The organism is Saccharothrix sp. AJ9571 (assembly GCF_021725495.1).
Taxonomy (GTDB): domain Bacteria; phylum Actinomycetota; class Actinomycetes; order Mycobacteriales; family Pseudonocardiaceae; genus Amycolatopsis; species Amycolatopsis magusensis.
Genome location: NZ_CP091382.1, coordinates 7,397,910 through 7,418,330, shown reverse-complemented (window position 1 = coordinate 7,418,330; position 20,421 = coordinate 7,397,910). Strand labels below are relative to the sequence as shown.

Here is a 20,421-nt window from a genome sequence, read left to right as displayed (position 1 = left end):
ATGGGCAAGACTTACGAACGCATCGACGACCGCCTCCGCGCCTTCATCGACGCACAACCGGTCTTCTTCGTCGCGTCCGCACCGCTGAGCGGCGACGGGCACGTCAACCTCTCACCGAAGGGCCGCGCCGGCACGCTCGCCGTGCTGGACGAGCACACCGTCGCCTACCTCGACTTCGGCGGCAGCCACGCCGAAACCATCGCGCACCTGCGCGAGAACGGCCGCATCACGCTGATGTGGTGCGCCTTCACCGGCCCGCCCAAAGTGCTGCGCGTGCACGGCCGCGGCGAACCCGTCTTCCGCGACGACCCACGCTGGACCGACCTCGTGCCGCGGTTCGGCGACGCCGACGGACCGGCCCTGCGCGCGGTCATCCTGGTGCACGCCGAACTGATCAGCGACAGCTGCGGGTTCGCCGTGCCGTTCATGGACTACCGCGAAGAGCGCACCCAGCACGCCCAGTACTTCGGCCGCAAGAGCGACGCGCAGTTCGCCGCCTACTGCGAACGCAAGGACACCAACGTCACCAGCATCGACGGCCTGCCCGCGCTCCCGTTGCCGCTGCCGGAGCGGGCCGACCGTGCGCCTGTCCACTGAGGACTGCCGTACCCGGTTCGCCGGAGCGCGGGTGGCCCGGCTCGGCACGGTCACCGAGGACGGGGCCCCGCACCTCGTCCCGGTGACCTTCGCGCTGGTGGAAACCGACATCTACTTCGCGATCGACCACAAACCCAAGCGCACCAAGGACCTGCGCCGACTGCGGAACATCGCGGCGAACCCGGCGGTCAGTTTCCTGGCCGACCGGTACGAAGACGACTGGGACCAGCTGTGGTGGGTGCGAGCCGACGGCCGCGCCACCGTGCTCGACGGACACCCCGAAGCGAGCGCTGCCCTGCGGGAGAAGTACCCGCAGTACCGGACCACTCCCCCGGAAGGCCCGATCGTCCGGACCACCGTCACCCGCTGGGCAGGCTGGTCCTTCGTCTGAGCTGGTTTTTTTCAGCGGCTGGCAAGATTTTTGCTTAAAGCGGTAGCGTATAGGGCGTTATACACTTGAATGAGCAGATCGCAGTGACGGTCGGTGACGACCGTGCTCAGCGATCCAAGGATTCCGGCTTCCGCCAGGCCGCGATGAGCCCCAGCGGATCGGGCTTGAGCAGGGACGCCGCCGCGTACAGGCTCACCGCCAGCACTCCCCCGATGAACCACCAGTCGTAGAGCGCCTGCTCCCCCGTCGGGTAGTAGACGAGCACCAGGAACACCGACACGCCCACCACCCCGGCCAGATGCTTGCGGTCCCACGGGAACGCGGAAGCCAGCACGAAACCCCAGGTCAAGTACCACGGCAGGGTGGGCGGCGCGAGGATCGCCACAGCCAGCAACGCGGCCGCGGCCCGCAGCACGGCCTGGTTGCCGCCCGCGCGGGCCAGCCACCACTGCCGCACCACGAAGATCGCGAGCACCACCCAGGCAGCCGAGCGGAACACCGTGACGAACGGGGACGGCGGCACGTCGACCATGATGTGCGCCATGTTGTAGAAGATCTCGCCGATGCCGGTCGGGAAGTTCAGCCAGTTGGCGATCAGCTGCGGCGCGCTCATCCCGGTGAACCAGCCGATGTTCATCGAGCCCAGCGACACCCAGGTGCCCACCACGAAGACCGGGCCGAACACACCCAGCGCCGGCAGCAGCGCGCGGAAGAACCGTTTGACCGGCCCGCCGCTGGGCAGCTGCGCCGCCCACATCCAGACCAGGAACGGCAGCGCCACCGCCGCGGTCGGCTTGATCAGCATGCCGATGGTGACCAGGAAGACCGACAGCACCGGACGGCGTTCCAGCATGGCCAGCACACCGGTGGTGAGGAACCCGAGCATCAGCAGGTCGTTGTGCGGGCCGCCGACCAGGTGGATCACCGTCATCGGGCTGGCAACCGCCAGCCACAGCGTGACCGGCAGCCGCCCGCCGAGGTGCTTGACCAGCCGCGGGATCGACCACAGCACCCCGGCCAGGCCGACCATGATCACCAGCCGGGTGAGGATCACCCCGAGGATCATGTTGCCGCCGGTCAGCCCGACCAGCCACTTCGACACCAGCAGGAACAGCGGGCCGTACGGCGCGGGCGTGGTCTGCCACAGCTGGTGCACGTTGACCACCACCTCCGGCAGCACGTCCAGCTCGGCCGGGCCGAAGGCGTACGGGTCCTTGCCGTGGAGCAGCTGCGCGCCCTGGCCGAGGTAGGAGAACACGTCACGGGTGAACAGCGGTGGCGAGACCAGCAGCGGCGCCATCCAGCAGGCCGCCGCGACCACCACCGGCTTGGCGCCGACCCGGCCGTCCAGCACGTACCGCCCCAGCCGCACCCACGCCCACACCACGAGCCCGAAGCCGAGGTACAGCAGCGCCGTGGCCAGCGCGCGGCCGTGGCCGTAGCGGATCCACGACAGCGGACCGTGCCCCAGCACCGGATCGCTGATCAGGATGCCACCGGCGCCGAGCGCGGCGAGCATCAGCAGCGTCGACCCGACGGTGCCCATCGCGATCGTGCGGTACGGGAAGCGCGACGGCACGACGGTCAGCGCGTCGGTTCCCGCGGCGGGATCAGTGGTGGTCGCCATGTCACCACAGGAGATTACACACCGCCCTCTCCCACCGGCCCCGCGCCAGCACCCTCCGGAGTGAGCGTGCCACCCGGAAGTGCGGCCAGCAACGACTTCGTGTACTCGTGCCGCGGCGAGAGCAGGACCTCCTCCACCGTCCCCACCTCGACCAGCTCACCGCGGTACATCACCGCCACCCGGTCGGCGATGTTCCACGCCAGCCCGAGGTCGTGCGTGATCACCAGGCCCGCCAGGCCCAGTTCCCGCCGCAAACGCAGCAGCAGCGCCAAAATCTCCCCACGCACCGAGGCGTCCAGCGAGGCCACCGGCTCGTCGGCGACCACCACCTTCGGGTCGAGCGCGAGCGCGCCCGCGATCACCACGCGCTGGCGCTGCCCGCCCGACAGTTCGTGCGGCAGCCGCTGCAGGAACCGTTCCGCGGGCCGGAGTTCGGCCGCCTCCAGCGCCTTCGTGACGATGTCGAGTTCGGGCTCGGAGAACCCGTGGATCCGCGGCCCCTCGGCGACGGCCTCGTAGACGCTGTGGCGCGGGTTCAGCGCGCTCGTCGGGTCCTGCAGCACCAGCTGCACCCGCCGCCGGTACGCCTTGAGCCCCGCGCTGGTCATCGGCACCGGCTCGCCTTCGAACAACACCTGGCCCGAAGTCGGCTTCTGCAGGCCCATCAGCGTGCGGGCCAGCGTGGTCTTGCCCGAACCGGACTGGCCGACCAGCGCGATGATCTCGTTGCGCCGGACCTCCAGGTCCACCCCCTTGACCGCGTCGATGGTGGTGCCCTTGCGGTCGCGGAAGCGGACGTGCAGGTCCTTGGCCACCAGCAGCGGCCCCTCCCCCGTGTCCACCGGCGTCTCCGGCTCCGGCGGCAGCTCGCCCGCCGTCGCCGGGGCGAACCGGGACACCGGATCACCCACCGTGGGGAAGGCCGCGGCCAGTGCCCGGGTGTGCGCGTGCCGCGGCGAGGCCATCACCTGCCTGCCGTCGCCCTCTTCGACGATCTCGCCGTCGTACATCACCGCGATCCGCGCGCAGGTCGCCGCCAGCACCGACAGGTCGTGGCTGATCATGATCAGCCCGATGCCCTGCTCGGCGACCAGCCCGCTGAGCAGGTCCAGCACCTGGGCCTGCACGATCACGTCCAGCGCGGTGGTCGGCTCGTCGGCGATGACCAGCCGCGGCCGGCAGGCCAGCGCCATGGCGATCATCACCCGCTGCTTCTGCCCGCCGGACAGCTCGTGCGGATAGGCCCCGGCCCGGCTCACCGGCAGGTCGACCTGCCCGAGCAGCTCCTCGACCCGCTTGCGCACGGCCGTCTCGCTCTGCGCCTTGCCCTCGGGCGGGTGCAGCCGGATCGGTTCGGCGATCTGCTCCCCGATCCGCCGGACCGGGTTCAGCGCGTGCATCGCGCCCTGGAACACGATCGAGGCCGCCGACCAGCGCACCGCGCGCAGGCGCCCCCACTTCATCGTGGTGACGTCCTCGCCGTCGAGCAGGATCTCGCCGGTGATCTTCGCGGACCTCGGCAGCAGCCGGAGCACGCTCATCGCCACGGTCGACTTGCCCGAGCCGGACTCCCCCGCCACGCCGAGGGTGTCCCCCGGCTCCAGTCGCAGGTTGACGTCACGCACCGCGCGCACGTCCTCCCCCGGCGCCGGGTAGGTGACGTTCAGGTCCTTGAGCTCCAGCAGCGCGCTCATCGGTCCCCCCTCAGCCGCGGGTTGAGCACGGTCTCCAGCGCGCGGCCGACCAGCGTGAAGCACAGCACGATCGCCACGATGGCCAGACCCGGCGGCAACAGGTACCACCAGGCACCGCCGCTGACCGCACCGGAACTGAGCGCCGTCTGCAGCATCGAACCCCACGAGACGTTGTTCGGGTCACCGAGCCCGAGGAAGGACAGCGTGGACTCGGCGATGATCGACCCGCCGACCACCAGCGTGGTGTTCGCCAGCACCAGCGGCATCACCGCGGGCAGCACGTGCTTGCCGATCACGTGCAGGTGCCCGCCGCCCAGCGCCTTCGACCGCTCGATGTACGGGCGGCTCTCCACGGTCAGCGTCTGCGCGCGCACCAGGCGCGCGGTCGTCGGCCACGAGGTGACCCCGACCGCGACGATGATCGTCGGGATGCCCCTGGGCAGCACGCTGGACAACGCGATCGCCAGCACCAGCGAGGGCAGCACCAGGAAGAAGTCGGTGAACGGCAGCAGGATCCGCGCCACCCACCGGCCGAAGTGCCCGGCCGCGATGCCGACGATGGTGCCGATCAGCACCGAGAGCACCGTCGCGGCCAGCCCGACCAGCAGCGACACCCGCGCGCCCCAGAAGGTCAGCAGCAGCACCGAGCGACCGTCCACATCGGTGCCGAGCAGGTACTCCCCGGTCGGCGGCTGCAGCGGCCTGCCCGGCGCCTTGGTCACGTCCAGCCCCGCCGGATCGGTGATCACCGGCGCCAGCACCGCCAGCACCACGATCACCCCCAGCAGGGCCAGCCCGACCAACCCGCCGCGGTTCTTGGCGAACTCCCGCCACACGTTGCCCGCCGCGGCGAACCGGCGCTGCCACGCGATCGCCTTCGCCGTCTGCGTCACTTCGCTCATGAGGCACGCACCCGCGGGTCGAGCACCCGGTAGAGCACCTCGGCGAACAGGTTCATCACGACCACCGAACCGGCCAGAATCAAGAACACTCCTTGCAGCAGCGGCAGGTCCGGCCCGCGCAGCGCTTCGAACGTGAGCAGCCCGAGCCCCGGCCACGAGAACACGGCCTCGACCGTGACCGTGCCGGACACCACCAGCCCGAACTGCAGGAACACCAGGGTCACCGTGGGCAGCAGCGCGTTCGGCACGGCGTGCCTGCGGCGCACCAGGTCGTCGCGCAGGCCCTTCGCGCGGGCCGTGGTGAGGTAGTCCGCGTTCATCTCCTCGAGCAACGAGGACCGCATCACCAGCATGTACTGCGCGTAGATCACCGCGAGCAGCGTGACGCACGGCAGCGTCAGGTGGTGCGCCACGTCCAGGACCTCGTTGAAGAAGCCCGGCGGGGTGTCCGGCGAGGTCATGCCCCGGCTCGGGAACAGCCCCTGCGTGGCGATCAGCAGCATCAGGCCCAGCCAGAACTGCGGCACCGACCACAGGGTCAGCGCCACGCCGGTCTGCACCTTGTCGAACCCGCTGCCGCGCTTCCACGCCGCCCGCACGCCGAGCCACAGGCCCAGCACCACCGCCAGCACGGTGGCGGTGCCGACGAGCAGGACGGTGGGCCACACCCGCTCGCCGATCATCGCCGCCACCGGCCGGTTGTAGATGTAGGACGTACCGAGGTCACCGCGCAGCAGTCCGCCGAAGTAGTCGAAGAACTGCTGCAGCATCGGCTTGTCCACGCCGAGGCGGGCGCGGAGCTCGGCCAGCTGCTGCGGGCTGGTGGGCCGGTCCCTGGTCATCGTGGTGACCGGGTCGCCGGGGATCATCCGGAACAGCAGGAACCCCAGCACCACCACCAGCAGCAGGCTGACCAGCCCGGCGCCGATCTTGCCTGCGAGAAACCGAAGGGTCCCGGTACCCCCGCGTCGTTCGTCCGGGTCGGGCAGTTCCGCGCCCGTGGCTGTCGAGACCGCTTCGGTCAACGCCCCTTGCTCCTATTCCTTGTCGTCGGCGGACCCGGCGGACTTGCCGCGCCGCGACACCACCACACCGATCAGCGCGACCAGGATCACCGCGCCCGCCCCGATGGCGATCCACGCCCCGGTCGGCAGGCCACCCGAGTCCCCGGCCGCGGCCGCGTCCTCACCGGCGGGCACGGCACCGTAGAAGCTCCAGTACCCGCTCTGCTCCATCAGCGCGCCGCCGGCGACCGGCTGCTTGGTCAGCGACGAGAACTTGTCGGAGCGGTAGGCCTCCAGCGCGCTCTTGTAGTCGAGCACCACGCTCGGCACCTGGTCGTAGTAGCGGGCCTGGGCCTGCTTCGCGTACTCGGCGCGCTTGGCGATGTCCGGCTCGGCGGCCTGCAGCGCGTAGAGCCGGTCGTACTCGGCGTCGCAGAAGAACGCGTTGCTGCTCGTGCTGCCCGCGGTGGCGGGGAGCACCGAACAGGTCTGCTTGGCCAGGATGTAGTCCGGGTCCGGGTTGGTGCCCCAGCCCGAGAGCGCGAGGTCGTAGTTGCCCGCCGAAGTGGACTCGTCCACCTCGTTGTCGGAGACCAGGACCTCGGTGATCTTGATGCCGATCTCCCCCAGCCAGCCGGCGACGTACTTGACCACGCGCTGGTCGTAGTCGCGGGTGGCGTGCCCGGTGAACCGGAACTCGAGCTTGCGCCCGTCCGGCGCGACCCGGATCCCGTCCGGCCCCTTCGGGTAACCGGCCTGGTCGAGCGCGGCGTTCGCGGCGGCCAGGTCGAAGGTGTACTTCTCGGCCGGGCCCGGCGCGTAGTGATAGGTCTTGAACATCGGCGGCACGATGCCGCCCGGCGCCTCGCCGTACCCGCCGAGCACCTTGTCGATGATGGTCGCCGGGTCGATCGCGCGGGCGATCGCCTTGCGCACCCGCACGTCCTTGAGCGCCGGGTGCCCGTCGCCGATCGGCTGGCGGTCGAAGTTCTGCGCGCCCGGGTTGATCAGCAGCTCGTCGTAGCGGCGGCCGACCGCCTTGTTGGTGGTGATGCCCGGCTGGCCGTTGAGCGCGTCGAACTGGGTGGAGGTGAGCCGGTTGATCAGGTCGACCTCGCCGTTCTTCAGCGCGTTGACCGCGGCGTCGGCGTTGTCGAACTTGACGAACTGCAGCTCGTCCACCTTCGGCGCGCCCCGCCAGTAGTTCGGGTTCGCCTTCATCCGGACCAGCTGGTTGGTCTGGTACTCGGTGATGGTGAACGGGCCCGAGCCCACACCCACCTTGGCCACGGTGTCGGTCTCCGGCGAGGCCATGTCGGTCACGCCCGACCAGATGTGCTCCGGCACGATCGGCACGTCGAGCGCGGTCATCGAAGCCTGCGGCTTCTTCAGCGTCACGGTCAGCGTGCGGTCGTCGGTCGCGGTCACCGTCTGGAACTGCTCGACGAAGGTGCCGTTGGCCTCACGCGCGGCCGGGTCGCTCATCATCCGGTTGAAGGTGAACGCGGCGTCCTTCGCGGTCAGCGGCGTGCCGTCGGACCACTTCGCCTCGCGGATCTTGAACGTCCAGGTCAGCCCGTCCGGCGACGGCGTCCACGTCTCGGCGAGCCCCGCCGTGGGCAGGTTGTCCTCGGCCGAGGGCAGGGTGAGGAACTCCCAGGAGATCCGGCCGATCATCGCGGTGGAGGCGAAACTCGCGGTGAACGGGTTCAGGTGGTCGATGGACTGGACCAGGGCCACCCGCAGCACGGTCGGCTGCTGCGCCTGGGCGGGCCCGATGGCCAGCACGGGCGCGGCCGCCACCAGCGCGGTGGCGCCGAGCGCGGCCGCGCGCCGTCGCCAGGTACTTCTCACTGCACGCATTCTCGCGATCCCCAATCGTTCATGCTCCGTCGTCTGCTCGGGGGGCCGACCCCCGGACCCCCGAAGCCCTCCAAGCCCCGTCCCCGAAGGCCGAAAAGTAACCATTCACCGCCACCGGAAGTCAACGATTGCCGGGCGTTCATGCCAACCCGTTACCCAACCGGGCGGGGGCGATGACGAACGTCACTTGTGGCGCCCACTAGGTTGAACCCCATGCGGATCATGATCTCGGCCGACATGGAGGGTGCCACGGGGGTCACCTGGACCGACGACGTGGTCCCCGGAACCGAGCAGTGGCAACGATTCCGCAGGCTGTTCACCGGGGACGTCAACGCCGTGGCCGCAGGGCTCGCCGACGCCGGCGCGACCGACCTGCTGGTGAACGAGGCGCACTCGTCGCAGCGGAACCTGCTGCTGGAAGACCTCGATCCCCGCGCCCGCATGCTCACCGGCAGGCACAAGCCGCTGTCGATGATGCAGGGCGTCGACAGCGGTGTGGACGGTGTGGTCTTCCTCGGCTACCACGCCGGGGCCGGCGCGGACGGCGTGCTTTCCCACACCTACCTGGAGAACCAGATCACCGGGGTGTGGCTGGACGGCACGCACGCCAGCGAGGGTAGGCTCAACGCCGCGCTGGCCGCCGAATACGGCGTGCCGGTCCTGCTGGTCACCGGCGACGACAAGACCTGCGAAGACGCCGCCGGCTACGCGCCCGGCGCGGAACTCGTGGCGGTGAAGGAATGCGTGAGCCGTTACGCGGCCATCTGCCTGCCCCCTTCACGAACGGCTGAAATGCAGACCGAAGCGGCGCGCCGCGCCATGGCGCGGGCCGGTCGCGGAGAACCCTCGTCGCGGGGTCACCGGATCGAGGTCGAGTTCGACGCGAGCCACCTCGCGCAGGCCACCGCGGTCATCCCTACGGTGGAGCAGGTCGGGGTCCGCCGGGTGGGCTTCGACGCGCCGGACATGACCGAAGCGATGAAGGCGTTCAAGGTGGTCACCGCGATCGCCGCGGGCGCGGTGCAGGGGAAGTATGGCTGAGTTGGACGTCGTCTCCGTTTGCTCGGAGCTGATCCGGTTCGACACGACGAACCGCGGCAACGGGGACGCCGAAGGAGAACGAGCGGCCGCCGAGTACGTGGCCGGGCTGCTCACCGACGCGGGCCTGAGCCCGCGGATCCTGGAATCGGCGCCGGGGCGCGCCAACGTCGTCGCCCGCGTCGAAGGCAGTGACCGGTCCCTGCCGGCGCTGCTGGTGCAGGGCCACCTCGACGTGGTGCCTGCCGACGCCGCCGACTGGGCCGTGCCGCCGTTCGCCGGCGAGGTGCGCGACGGCTTCCTCTGGGGCCGCGGCGCCACGGACATGAAGGACTTCTGCGCGATGGTGCTGTCCGTTTTGGACACCTTCGCGCGCGAAGGACGCAAACCCCGCCGGGACATCGTGCTCGCCTTCGTCGCCGACGAGGAAGACCGCGGCGACTACGGCGCGCACTGGCTGGTCGAGCACCACCCGTCCCTTTTCGACGGTTGCGCCGCGGCGATCAGCGAATCCGGCGGCTACACCTACCACGTGCCCGCCGCCGACGGCCGGACCGTGCGCCTCTACCCGGTCGGCGCGGCTGAGCGCGGAACCGCGCACCTGCGCCTGACCGCCCGCGGCCGCGCGGGCCACGGTTCGCGGCGCAACCACGAGAACGCCGTCGTCCGGCTGGTCGCCGCGCTCGACCGGATCGCCAAGCACCAGTGGCCGGTGCACCTGACCCCGGCCACGCGCGCGTTCATCGAGCAGACCGGCAAGGCGCTCGACGTCCCCGTTGATCTGTCCGATGTGGACGGAACGCTGGCACGGCTGGGCCCGGCGGCGGCGCTGGTCGAGGCGATGGTGCGCACCAGCACCACGCCGACCATGCTCGAAGCCGGGTACAAGGTGAACGTGATCCCCAGCGTGGCGCACGCCCAGGTGGACACCCGGACCCTGCCGGACACCGAGGACGACCTGCTGGCCACAGTGGACGAACTGCTCGGGCCGGACGTGACCAGGGAGTTCATCGCGCGCCAGCCGCCGGTGCAGGCGCCGGTGGATTCCCCGTGGTTCGACGCCATGGCGGCCGCGCTGCGCGCCCAGGACCCGGACGCGGTCGTGGTGCCGTACTGCATGGGCGGCGGCACCGACGCGAAGGCCTTCGCCAAGCTCGGCATCCAGTGCTACGGCTTCGCCCCGCTGTGGCTGCCGCAGGGCTTCCACTACCGCGCGATGGCCCACGGCGTGGACGAACGCGTCCCGGTCGAAGGCCTCCACTTCGGCAGCCGCGCCCTGGCGCACCTGTTCACCCACTGCTGAGCCATCTCCGCTTCCGCAGCGGGTTTGGTGCTTCTGGCTGAACATGCTGTGCCTCAAAGCGGTGCCGTATAGGGCGTTATACACCCGACTGGGTTGTCTGTTTTCGGACGGGAAACCAACGCGTTCTTGACAACGATGTCACAGCACGCTTATTTAGCTGGGCGCCGTTCGCGGCGCTCCCCTGCGTCCCCCGCCCGGAACCTGGAGCAAAGATGCCCCGAAGCGTCCGACCACCGGTCTGCGCGCTGCTGTCCGCCGTCGTGTTGTCGGCTGGCTTGACCGCGGTCCCCTCCCCCGCGCTCGCCGCGCCCGCGCCCCCGCCCGACTTCTACTCCTCCTTCGAGCCCGGTGAGCCCGCGCCCGACTGGACTGACACGGTGGACATCGGGCCCGACGGCAAGCCCAAGGCGAACGGGGTCAACGGCGCCAACGGCACCGCCATCCCCGGTGACGTCCGCGGCAAGCTCGCCGAGGCGACCGCGAGCAGCGAGAACCCCGAGGGCGGCGAGATCGCGCCGAACCTGGCCGACGGCAAGCCCGAGTCGAAGTGGCTGTCCAAGCAGCCCGCCGCCTGGGCGCGGTTCACCCTGACCGAACCGGTCACCATCACCCGCTACGGCCTGACCTCGGCGAACGACTTCGACGAGCGCGACCCGCGGGACTGGAAGCTGCAGGGCTCGGCCGACGGCACCACCTGGACCGACCTCGACACCCGGACCGGGGAGGAGTTCGGCGAGCGCTTCCAGCCGAAGGAGTACCGCCTCGCCGCGCCTGCCACCTTCCAGCACTTCCGGCTCGACGTCACCAAGAACAACGGCGGCCCGCTGCTCCAGCTGGCCGAGTTGCTGCTGGCCAACGACGAACCGGCCCCGCCGGCGCTGCCCAACATGCGCAGCTTCCCCGACGGCGGCCCCACCGGTGGCTACACGAACAAGTCGCGCGTCGGCTACTCCGGTCTCCGCGCGTTCCGCTACTCCGGCACGCACACCGTCGAGGGCCGCGGCTTCTCCTACAACAACATCTTCGACGTCGACGTGCCCGTCGGCGACGCCACCGAGCTGTCGTACAAGGTCTTCCCCGAGTTCTCCGGTGACGACCTGAAGTACCCGAGCACCAACGTCGCGGTCGACCTGGCCTTCACCGACGGCAGCTACCTCAGCGACCTCGGTGCCACCGACCAGTACGGCTTCGCCCTCTCCCCGGCCGGGCAGGGCGCGGCGAAGTCGCTGTCGATCAACCAGTGGAACTCGGTCCGCTCCTCGATCGGCACGGTGGCCAAGGGCAAGGTCATCGACCGGATCCTGGTCGGCTACGACAACCCCGCCGGACCCGCGCCGCTGCAGGGCTGGCTCGACGACATCCGCCTCGGCGCCGGTACGCCCGCTCCCCCGGCCAACGCCCGCCCGAGCGAGCACGTGCTGACCACCCGCGGCACGCACGCGAACTCGGCCTTCTCCCGCGGCAACAACTTCCCGGCCACCGCCGTGCCGCACGGGTTCAACTTCTGGACCCCGGTGACCGACGCCGGTTCGACCAGTTGGTTATACCGCTATCACGAAGGCAACAACGCCCAGAACCTGCCGACCGCGCAGGCGTTCAGCGTGAGCCACGAGCCCAGCCCGTGGATGGGTGACCGGCAGACCTTCCAGGTCCACCCCTCGCTCGCGGCGGGGGTGCCCGACGCCAACCGCGACGCCCGTGAACTGGCCTTCAAGCACGAGAACGAGGAAGCCAAGGCCCACTTCTACGGCGTCCAGTTCGAGAACGGCATCAAGACCGAGCTGGCTCCGTCCGATCACGCGGCGATGTTCCGGTTCAGCTTCCCCGGCGCCGACGCGAACCTGATCTTCGACAACGTCAACAACAACGGCGGGCTGACCCTGGACAAGGCGGCCGGCGCGCTCAGCGGGTACTCCGACGTCAAGAGCGGGCTCTCCGCGGGCGCGGGCCGGTTGTTCGTCTACGCCGAGTTCGACAAGCCGGTCACCGCGGGCGACAAGCTGCCCGGTGAGGGCCGCGACAACGTGCGCGGCTACCTGCGCTTCGACACGGGCGGCACGAACACCGTGCAGATGCGCATCGCCACCTCGCTGATCAGCGTGGACCAGGCCAAGAAGAACCTCCAGCAGGAGATCGCGCCCGGGGCGACCCTGGAGTCGGTGCGCGACGCGGCCCAGGCGGCCTGGGACGACAAGCTGAGCGTGATCGAGGTCGAGGGCGCCAGCGCCGACCAGCTGCAGACGCTCTACTCGAACCTGTACCGCCTGTTCCTCTACCCCAACTCGGGCTACGAGAACATCGGCACGAAGGAACAGCCGAAGCTCCAGTACGCGAGCCCGGTCGCGGCGAAGACCGGCGAGGACACGCCGACGCACACCGGCTCGAAGCTGGTGGACGGCGAGATCTTCGTCAACAACGGCTTCTGGGACACCTACCGCACCACCTGGCCGGCGTACGCGCTGCTCACCCCGACCATGGCCGGGAAGATGGTCGACGGGTTCACCCAGCAGTACCGCGACGGCGGCTGGATCTCCCGCTGGTCCTCCCCCGGCTACGCGAACCTGATGACCGGCACCAGTTCCGACGTCGCCTTCGCCGACGCCTACCTCAAGGGCGTGAAGAACTTCGACGTCCAGTCGGCCTACGACGCCGCGCTGAAGAACGCGAGCGTGACCCCGCCGAACGCGAGCGTGGGCCGCAAGGGGCTCGACACGTCGATCTTCCTCGGCTACACCTCGACCGCCACCGGTGAGGGCATGTCGTGGGGCATCGAGGGTTACGTCAACGACTTCGGCATCGCGAACATGTCGAAGAAGCTCTACGACGAAGCCGCCCCGGACGATCCGCGCAAGCAGGAGTACCTGGAGAACCACGAGTACTTCACCAACCGCGCGCAGAACTACGTCAACACCTTCGACCCGAGCATCGACTTCTTCCAGGGCAAGTCGCCGACCGGCGACTGGCGCGTCCCGGCGAGCGAGTACGAGCCCCGCGAATGGGGTCACGACTACACCGAGACCAACGGCTGGAACATGGCCTTCACCGTGCCGCACGACGGCAACGGCCTGGCCAACCTCTACGGCGGCAAGGACGGCCTGGCGAAGAAGCTGGACGAGTTCTGGGCCACCCCGGAGACGGCCACCTTCCCCGGTTCCTACGGCGGCGTGATCCACGAGATGCGCGAGGCCAGGGACGTGCGGATGGGTCAGTACGGGCACTCCAACCAGCCCTCGCACCACATCCCCTACATGTACAACTACGCCGGTCAGCCGTCGAAGACGCAGGAGAAGGTGCGCGAGGTGCTCTCGCGGCTGTACCTGGGTGGCGAGCTCGGCCAGGGGTACGCGGGCGACGAGGACAACGGCGAGATGTCCGCCTGGTACATCTTCAGCGCGCTGGGCTTCTACCCGCTGCAGATGGGCAAGCCGGACTACGCCGTCGGCTCGCCGCTGTTCACCAAGGCCACGGTGAACCTGGAGAACGGCAAGAAGCTGGTGATCAACGCGCCGCAGAACAACGCGAAGAACATCTACGTGCAGGGCCTCAAGGTCAACGGCGAGGACCACTCGTCCACCTCGCTGCCACACGACCTGCTCGCGAACGGCGGCACGCTCGAGTTCACCATGGGCCCGCAGCCGTCGGCGTGGGGCACCGGGCCTGCCGACGCGCCTTCGTCGATCACCACCGGCGACGCCGTGGCCAACCCGCTGCACGACCTGACCGGGCCGGGCAAGGGCACCGCCACCGCGGAGGCGGGTGACGTGGCCACGCTGTTCGACAACAGCTCGGCCACCGAGTCGAAGCCCGGTTCCTGGGTGCAGTACCAGCTCAACTCGGGCACGGAGGCGGCCAGCTTCTACACGCTGACCTCCCCGAAGGGTGAAGGCGAACCGCGGAGCTGGGTGCTCAAGGGCTCCTACGACGGCCAGACCTGGGCCGTGGTGGACCAGCGCACGGACCAGAGCTTCAAGTGGCGCCAGCACACGCGGGCGTTCAAAGCGGCCAACCCCGGCCACTACACGCACTACCGGCTGGAAGTCACCGCGACCAACGGTGGTGCGGCCGGACTGGCCGAGGTCGAACTGCTGGGCAAACCGGACCCGGTGTGCACCACGACCATCGGCGCCGACCACCACGGCGCACTGGCCGTGACCAGCGGCGTGACCTGCGTGGCCGGCGTCGACGTCCGCGGTCCGGTGACCGTGGCCGAGGGTGCCTCGCTGGTGGTCGACGGTGGTTCGATCAGCGGCCCGATCTCGGCGGCGAAGGCCGGTTCGGTGCGGTTCCTGCGCACGAAGGTGACCGGGCCGATCTCGATCACCGGCACCACCGGCACGGTCGCGCTGGAGAACTCCACCGTGTACGGACCGGTGGCGCTCAACGGCAACACCGGCCCGTCGGTGCTGCTCGCGGCGAACACCCTGCAGGGCCCGCTGAGCTGCGGCGGCGGCACGCAACCGGTGAACAACACGCTGGCCAACGCGGTGCGGGGTGCCGTCGCCGGTCAGTGCGCCGGGTTGTAGTAGCGGCTCGTCGGCACGTCACGGGCGGCGTCCGGGTGATCCCGGGCGCCGCCCGTTAACGTGGGCTCCATGCCCGAGCAGCCGACCGAGTTCTTCTCGTCCTTCGAGCCCGGCGACCCCGCGCCCGGCTCCGGTGACCGGCTCCGCGTCCACGTCGGCGACGGCCCGGCCCAGGCGCCCGCGGCCAAGCCGAAGACCGGCTTCAGCGGCCTGCACGCGCTCAACTACCGCACCGGGGTGGCCGGCCAGGCACGCACCGGGTTGTTCCGCACCGACCTGGCCATCACCGAGCGCAGCGAACTGTCCTATGTGGTGTTCCCCGAAGCGGACCCGGCGTGGCGCGGCACCTTCGTCGCCATCGACATTGAGTTCGACGACGGCACCACGCTCGCCTCGCTGAACGCGCTCGACCAGCACGGCTTCGCGGTCACCGCGAAGGCGCAGGGCCTGGCCAAGAAGCTGTACCTGGACCAGTGGAACCACGTCCGCTGTTCGCTCGCCGCGGCCGCGGGCAAGCGCGCCAAGGCGATCCTGCTGACCACGGAGGTCCCCGAGGGCGACGGCGAGGTCTCCGGCTGGCTCGACGACGTGCGCATCGCCGAGCGTGAACCCGCCGGTCCGGTGGAGCCCGTCGACCGCGTACGCACCACGCGCGGCACGCACTCGGCGAACAACCGCTCACGCGGCAACAACATCCCGGCCACCGCGCTCCCCCACGGCTTCAACTTCTGGACCCCGATGACCGACGCGAGTTCCACCACCTGGGTGTACGAGTACCACCGGCGCAACAACGGCGCGAACCGGCCCGCGCTGGAGGCGTTCGGCCTGAGCCACCAGCCGAGCCCGTGGATGGGCGACCGGCACACCTTCCAGGTGATGCCGAGGATCGGTGAGCTGACCGTGGACCGGCAGGCCAGGGCACTGGCCTTCGACCACGCGAACGAGCTGGACCGGCCGTACCACTACCGGGTGCGCTTCGACAACGGGATCACCGGCGAGATCGCCCCCGCCGACCACGCCGCGATGCTGCGGTTCACCTTCCCCGCCGGGGAAGCGCACCTGATCTTCGACAACGCCGGCAACCGGGGCGGGCTGCGGCTGCACGCGGACGGCACGGTCACCGGGCACACCTGGGTCCGCAGCAGGCTGTCCGTGGGCGCGCGGCGGATGTACGTCTACGGCAAGCTCGACCGCGCGGCGAAGGCCGCCAAGAAGGTGCGGAACCCGTTGTGGCGGGTGGTCACCGGGCACCTGAGCTTCGACGTCGGCGAGCAGGAGTCGGTCACCCTGCGGATCGCCACTTCGCTGATCAGCCTCCGGCAGGCCCAGCACAACCTGGAACTGGAGATCCCGGACGGCACCACGTTCGACGCCGTGCGCGACCACGCTCGTGAGGAGTGGCGCAAGATCCTGGGCCGCTTCGAGATCGAAGGCGCCAGCGAGGACCAGCTCACCACCTTCTACTCGAACCTGTACCGGCTCTACCTGTACCCGAACTCGGCGCACGAGAACACCGGCACCGCCGCGGCGCCCGCCTACCGGCACGCGAGCCCGGTCAGCCGGAGCACCCGGCTCAGCACCGGGCGGCGCACCGGGGCGAAGGTGCTCGACGGGCCGATGGTGGTGAACAACGGCTTCTGGGACACCTACCGCACCACCTGGCCCGCGTACGCCTTGTTCAGCCCGGAACGCTGCGGCCAGCTCGCCGAGGGATTCGTGCAGCAGTACCGCGAGGGCGGCTGGATCTCGCGGTGGTCCTCCCCCGGCTACGCGAACCTGATGACCGGCACCAGTTCCGACGTCGCCTTCGCCGACGCCTACCTCAAGGGCGTGCACAACTTCGACGTGGTGGCCGCCTACGACGCCGCGCTGAAGAACGCCACGGTCACCCCGCCGAACAAGAGCGTGGGCCGCAAAGGCCTGGACGAGTCGCTCTTCCTCGGGTACACGCCGGCGTCCACACCGGAAGGTCTGTCGTGGGCGCTGGAAGGCTGTATCAACGATTTCGGCATCGCGAACCTGTCGCGAGCCCTCCATGAGACCGCCGCCGAAGACGATCCCCGGCGGGCCGAGTACCTGGACAACGCGCGGTACTTCACCAGCCGCGCGCTGCACTACGTCCACCACTTCGACAAGCGCATCGGTTTCTTCCAGGGCCGTGACGCCGCCGGTGGCTGGCGCTGGGCTCCCGAGCAGTACGACCCGGCGGTCTGGGGCTTCGACTACACCGAGACCAACGGCTGGAACATGGCCTTCACCGTGCCGCACGACGGCCGTGGCCTGGTGAACCTGCTCGGTGGCCGCAAGAAGCTCGAGTCCACTCTGGACACCTTCTTCGCCACGCCGGAGACCGGGCTCAAGCCGGGCTCGTACGGCGGCATCATCCACGAAATGACCGAAGCCAGGGACATCCGCCTCGGCCAGTACGGGCACTCCAACCAGCCCTCGCACCACATCCCGTGGATGTACCTGCACGCGGGTGCCCCGGCGAAGGCCCAGGCCGTCGTGCGCGAGGTGCTGCTGCGCTGCTACCTCGGCAGTGAGATCGGCCAGGGCTATCCCGGCGACGAGGACAACGGCGAGATGTCGGCGTGGTACCTGTTCGCCGCCCTCGGTTTCTACCCGCTCGCCATGGGTAGTCCGTCCTATGTGCTCGGTGCGCCGCTGTTCACCAAGGCGACCGTGCACCTGGAGAACGGCGAAGACCTGGTGATCAACGCGCCCGGCAACACGGCGGCCACGAAGTACGTCCGCGGGCTGAAGGTCAACGGCGAGCCGTACACGAAGACCCACATCCCGCACGCCACGCTCGTCCAGGGTGCGGTGCTCGATTTCGACCTGGCCGAGGAGCCCGGCGACTGGGGCACCGGCGAGGACGACCTGCCGCCGTCACTGACCACCGGCGACCTGCCTGCCGTGCCGCTGACCGACCTGCCCGGGCAGGGCCGCTCGTCGGACAACGACGTCTCCCAGCTCTTCGACGACACCAGCCGCACGCAGGTCAACTTCGGCACCGCCACGCCGACGGTCGAGTTCACCGTGGACGGTGCGCCGAGACCGGTGTCGTTGTACACCCTCACTTCCGCGCTCGGCGAGGGCGATCCGTCGTCCTGGGTGCTGGAGGGTTCGGACGACGGCGAGGCCTGGAGAACGCTCGACGAGCGGCAGGGCCAGGTGTTCCGCTGGCGCCGTCAGACCCGGCCGTTCTCCCTGTCCGAGCCCGCCGCTTGCCGCCACTACCGGCTGCGGATCACCGGCGGCACGGACCGCCGGATCAGCCTGGCCCAATGGGAACTGCTCGGGAGCACCACCGCATGATCGTTCGCTTCACCAAGGTCGCCAAGGTCATCAAGGTCACCGAGACGACGCGTGACCGCTTCGCCGCCTCCGACCCCGGCTTCGTCCGGTTGCGCCTCGCACTGTCCGCGATCTTCGGCATCGTGCTGACCGTGCTGGTGCTGCTGCCGTTCGGGCAGCCGCTGACCGTGGTGATGGTCGGCGCGATCGGCGCGATGATGAGCGCGTTCACCGTGCACGAGGACACCACGCGCCAGGACCTGGTCACCCTGGCGCTGGTGCTGCTGACGGGCGCCGCTTCGCTCACCCTGGCCAGTCTGGGCGCGTCGATGCCGCCGCTGGACAGCGTGGTCTTCGTGCTGCTGATCTTCGTCGCGGTCTACGCGCAGCGCTGGGGTCCCCGCGGGATCGCGCTCGGCTCGGCGACCTTCTTCCTCTTCTTCTTCGCGATGTTCCTGCAGACGCACCTCAAGCAGGTGCCCGCGCTGCTGGGGGCGTTGCTGGCCGGGATCCTGGTGAACGCCTTCATCCGGCTGGTGGTCCTCCCCCGCCGCCCGGCGAAGGAACTGCTGCGGGTGCGCCGGGCGTTCCGGGCGCGGCTGGCGGCGGTGATCCGGGCCGCGCAGGCGTACCTGGAATCCGGGAGCCGCAACGACAAGCAGCTGCGCACGGCGGCGAACCGGATGCACGAATGCGTGCTGATGGTCGAGGACGTGGCGCCGGACGTGGTGGACGAACGCGCGGTCGGCGTGCTGCGGCGCCGGGCGATCGAGGTCGAGCTGGCCGTCGAATGGCTGGTGATCACCTTGCGCCGCACCGCCGCCGAGGACCTCGACGAGGCCACGCGCGCCGACCTGGTCGCCGCGCTGCGCCGGTTCGGCGGGCTGATCGGCCGTGATCCGCGTGAGCTGCCGGTGATCAGCGATTCGGCCGAGTTCAGCCAGATGCTGGTGGCGGGCAGCAGGCTCGGTGAGCACGCCCGTCCGGGTGACGAACTGCGGCACGCCATCGCCGAACTGGCCATCGCCGACGTGAACGCGCAGCGGGTCGCCGAGAACGACGAACTGCCACCCGACGATGCTCCGGACACCGAGGAGACCGAGCGCAAAGCCGTCTTCGCCTATGACAACCAGACCCGGGGCGCCATCCAGGCCGTGGTCGGCGGCGGGCTGGCCGTGATCGGCGGCGAACTGGTGTCCCCCCAACGGTGGTATTGGGCCGTGCTCACGGTTTTCGTGGTGTTCCTCGGCTCCGCGACCGCGGGTGCCACCTTCGTCAAGGGCATGCGGCGGCTGGTGGGCACCCTGGTCGGCATCTTCGGCGGGGTGCTCGCGGCGCTGCTGGTGGTCGGGAACTCCCCGGCCACGCTCGTGCTGCTGCTGGTCTGCGTGTTCGGCATGGTCTACTTTTCGCGCGTCTCGCAGGCGATCATGGCCTTCTTCATCACCACCATGCTCGGCCTGCTCTACAGCCTGCTCGGCACGTTCACCTTCGAGGTGCTGTGGATCCGGCTGGCGGAGACCGCGGTCGGCGCGGTGGCGGGCATGCTCGCCGCGGTGGTGATCGTGCCGGTGCGCACGCGCGCGGTCATGCTCGACGACATCGCGGCCACGCTGGAGGACCTGCGGACGTTCGTCGAGCGCGCGGACGAACTGCTGTCCGGACGTGAGAATCACAACATCATCGAGCTGTCCCGCACCCTGGACCGCGACGTCGACCAGGTGCGCCGGACCATCGAACCGCTGGTCCACCCGGTGAACGTCAGCACCGCGCGGCGCGACCTCGGCTGGCACGTGCAGGGCACGCTGGAGTCCATCGCCTTCCGGGCGCGGCACGTCGCCGCCCGCGCCCAGCCGGGCATGTTCGCCGGTGACGACCGGCTCCCCGAGGTACTGGCCGGGATCACCCGCAAGGTGGACACCCTGCTGGAAGTGGTGCGCGAGCCCGCCACCGCGCCCCAGCGGCGGCTCGAACGCGAGACCGGCCTGCCGCCCGGCGAGTGCGCCGGGGACGCCACCCAGCGGTCGCTGCTGTCCAGTCTGGACCAGCTCGACGCCGAGCTCGTGGCGCTCGGGAACACCTTCGGCATGCGGCGTGACAAGACGCACCCCGACGCCGGTTACGCAGAGGGATAACATCGCTCGCACAAAGCCATGAGCCAACGCTGTCTGCAGGAGTAACG

General features: G+C 69.9%; 12 protein-coding genes. 7 read left to right on the top strand and 5 right to left on the bottom strand.

The genetic code is table 11. The annotated features are described in order from the left end of the window. Together L3Q67_RS33405 and L3Q67_RS33400 are read left to right on the top strand one after the other, a co-directional pair. Positions 1–597 (top strand): pyridoxamine 5'-phosphate oxidase family protein, encoded by a 597-nt coding sequence (locus L3Q67_RS33405; protein WP_499185398.1) that lies wholly within the window; start codon positions 1–3, stop codon positions 595–597. Further along, the gene (locus L3Q67_RS33400) at positions 581–988 is read left to right on the top strand and encodes a PNPOx family protein (protein WP_499185397.1); all 408 of its coding nucleotides are present in this window, start codon (positions 581–583) and stop codon (positions 986–988) included. Before L3Q67_RS33405 ends, L3Q67_RS33400 begins: the two co-directional genes overlap by 17 nt. Before the next feature lie 106 nt (positions 989–1,094). Here the strand turns inward: L3Q67_RS33400 and mptB are convergent, their stop codons facing one another. Genes mptB through L3Q67_RS33375 form a run of 5 tightly spaced genes read right to left on the bottom strand, consistent with a single transcriptional unit; the run spans position 1,095 to position 8,078 of the window. Then, positions 1,095–2,615 (bottom strand): putative hexosyltransferase, encoded by a 1,521-nt coding sequence (mptB, locus tag L3Q67_RS33395; protein WP_499185396.1) that lies wholly within the window; start codon positions 2,613–2,615, stop codon positions 1,095–1,097. A gap of 14 nt (positions 2,616–2,629) precedes the next feature. Continuing rightward, on the bottom strand, positions 2,630–4,309 hold the full coding sequence (locus L3Q67_RS33390; protein ID WP_499185395.1) for an ABC transporter ATP-binding protein: 1,680 nt from the start codon (positions 4,307–4,309) through the stop codon (positions 2,630–2,632). After that, entirely contained in the window at positions 4,306–5,211 is a 906-nt protein-coding gene (locus L3Q67_RS33385; protein WP_499185394.1) for an ABC transporter permease, read from the bottom strand. The genes L3Q67_RS33390 and L3Q67_RS33385 overlap by 4 nt, the downstream gene beginning before the upstream one ends. Continuing rightward, positions 5,208–6,236 carry an ABC transporter permease gene (locus L3Q67_RS33380; RefSeq protein WP_499185393.1) on the bottom strand — a complete coding sequence of 343 codons (1,029 nt, stop codon included), beginning with the start codon at positions 6,234–6,236 and terminating at the stop codon, positions 5,208–5,210. The genes L3Q67_RS33385 and L3Q67_RS33380 overlap by 4 nt, the downstream gene beginning before the upstream one ends. 12 nt (positions 6,237–6,248) lie before the next feature. Then, positions 6,249–8,078 (bottom strand): ABC transporter substrate-binding protein, encoded by a 1,830-nt coding sequence (locus L3Q67_RS33375; protein ID WP_499185392.1) that lies wholly within the window; start codon positions 8,076–8,078, stop codon positions 6,249–6,251. Between the two features lie 213 nt (positions 8,079–8,291). On the opposite strand from L3Q67_RS33375, the gene L3Q67_RS33370 reads away from it, so the two are divergent. The 5 genes from L3Q67_RS33370 to L3Q67_RS33350 all read left to right on the top strand — a co-directional run bounded on the left by L3Q67_RS33370 (position 8,292) and on the right by L3Q67_RS33350 (position 20,374). Further along, the gene (locus L3Q67_RS33370) at positions 8,292–9,119 is read left to right on the top strand and encodes a M55 family metallopeptidase (protein WP_499185391.1); all 828 of its coding nucleotides are present in this window, start codon (positions 8,292–8,294) and stop codon (positions 9,117–9,119) included. Then, positions 9,112–10,419, top strand: coding sequence for a M20/M25/M40 family metallo-hydrolase (locus L3Q67_RS33365; protein ID WP_499185390.1), 1,308 nt, complete (start codon positions 9,112–9,114; stop codon positions 10,417–10,419). Before L3Q67_RS33370 ends, L3Q67_RS33365 begins: the two co-directional genes overlap by 8 nt. A 212-nt stretch (positions 10,420–10,631) precedes the next feature. Continuing rightward, positions 10,632–14,942 (top strand): GH92 family glycosyl hydrolase, encoded by a 4,311-nt coding sequence (locus L3Q67_RS33360; protein WP_499185389.1) that lies wholly within the window; start codon positions 10,632–10,634, stop codon positions 14,940–14,942. Between the two features lie 69 nt (positions 14,943–15,011). Then, positions 15,012–18,260 carry a GH92 family glycosyl hydrolase gene (locus tag L3Q67_RS33355; RefSeq protein WP_499185388.1) on the top strand — a complete coding sequence of 1,083 codons (3,249 nt, stop codon included), beginning with the start codon at positions 15,012–15,014 and terminating at the stop codon, positions 18,258–18,260. Beyond that, a complete protein-coding gene (locus tag L3Q67_RS33350; RefSeq protein WP_499185387.1) occupies positions 18,257–20,374 on the top strand; it encodes an FUSC family protein in 2,118 nt (705 codons plus the stop codon). The genes L3Q67_RS33355 and L3Q67_RS33350 overlap by 4 nt, the downstream gene beginning before the upstream one ends. The last annotated feature ends 47 nt before the right edge of the window (positions 20,375–20,421 follow it).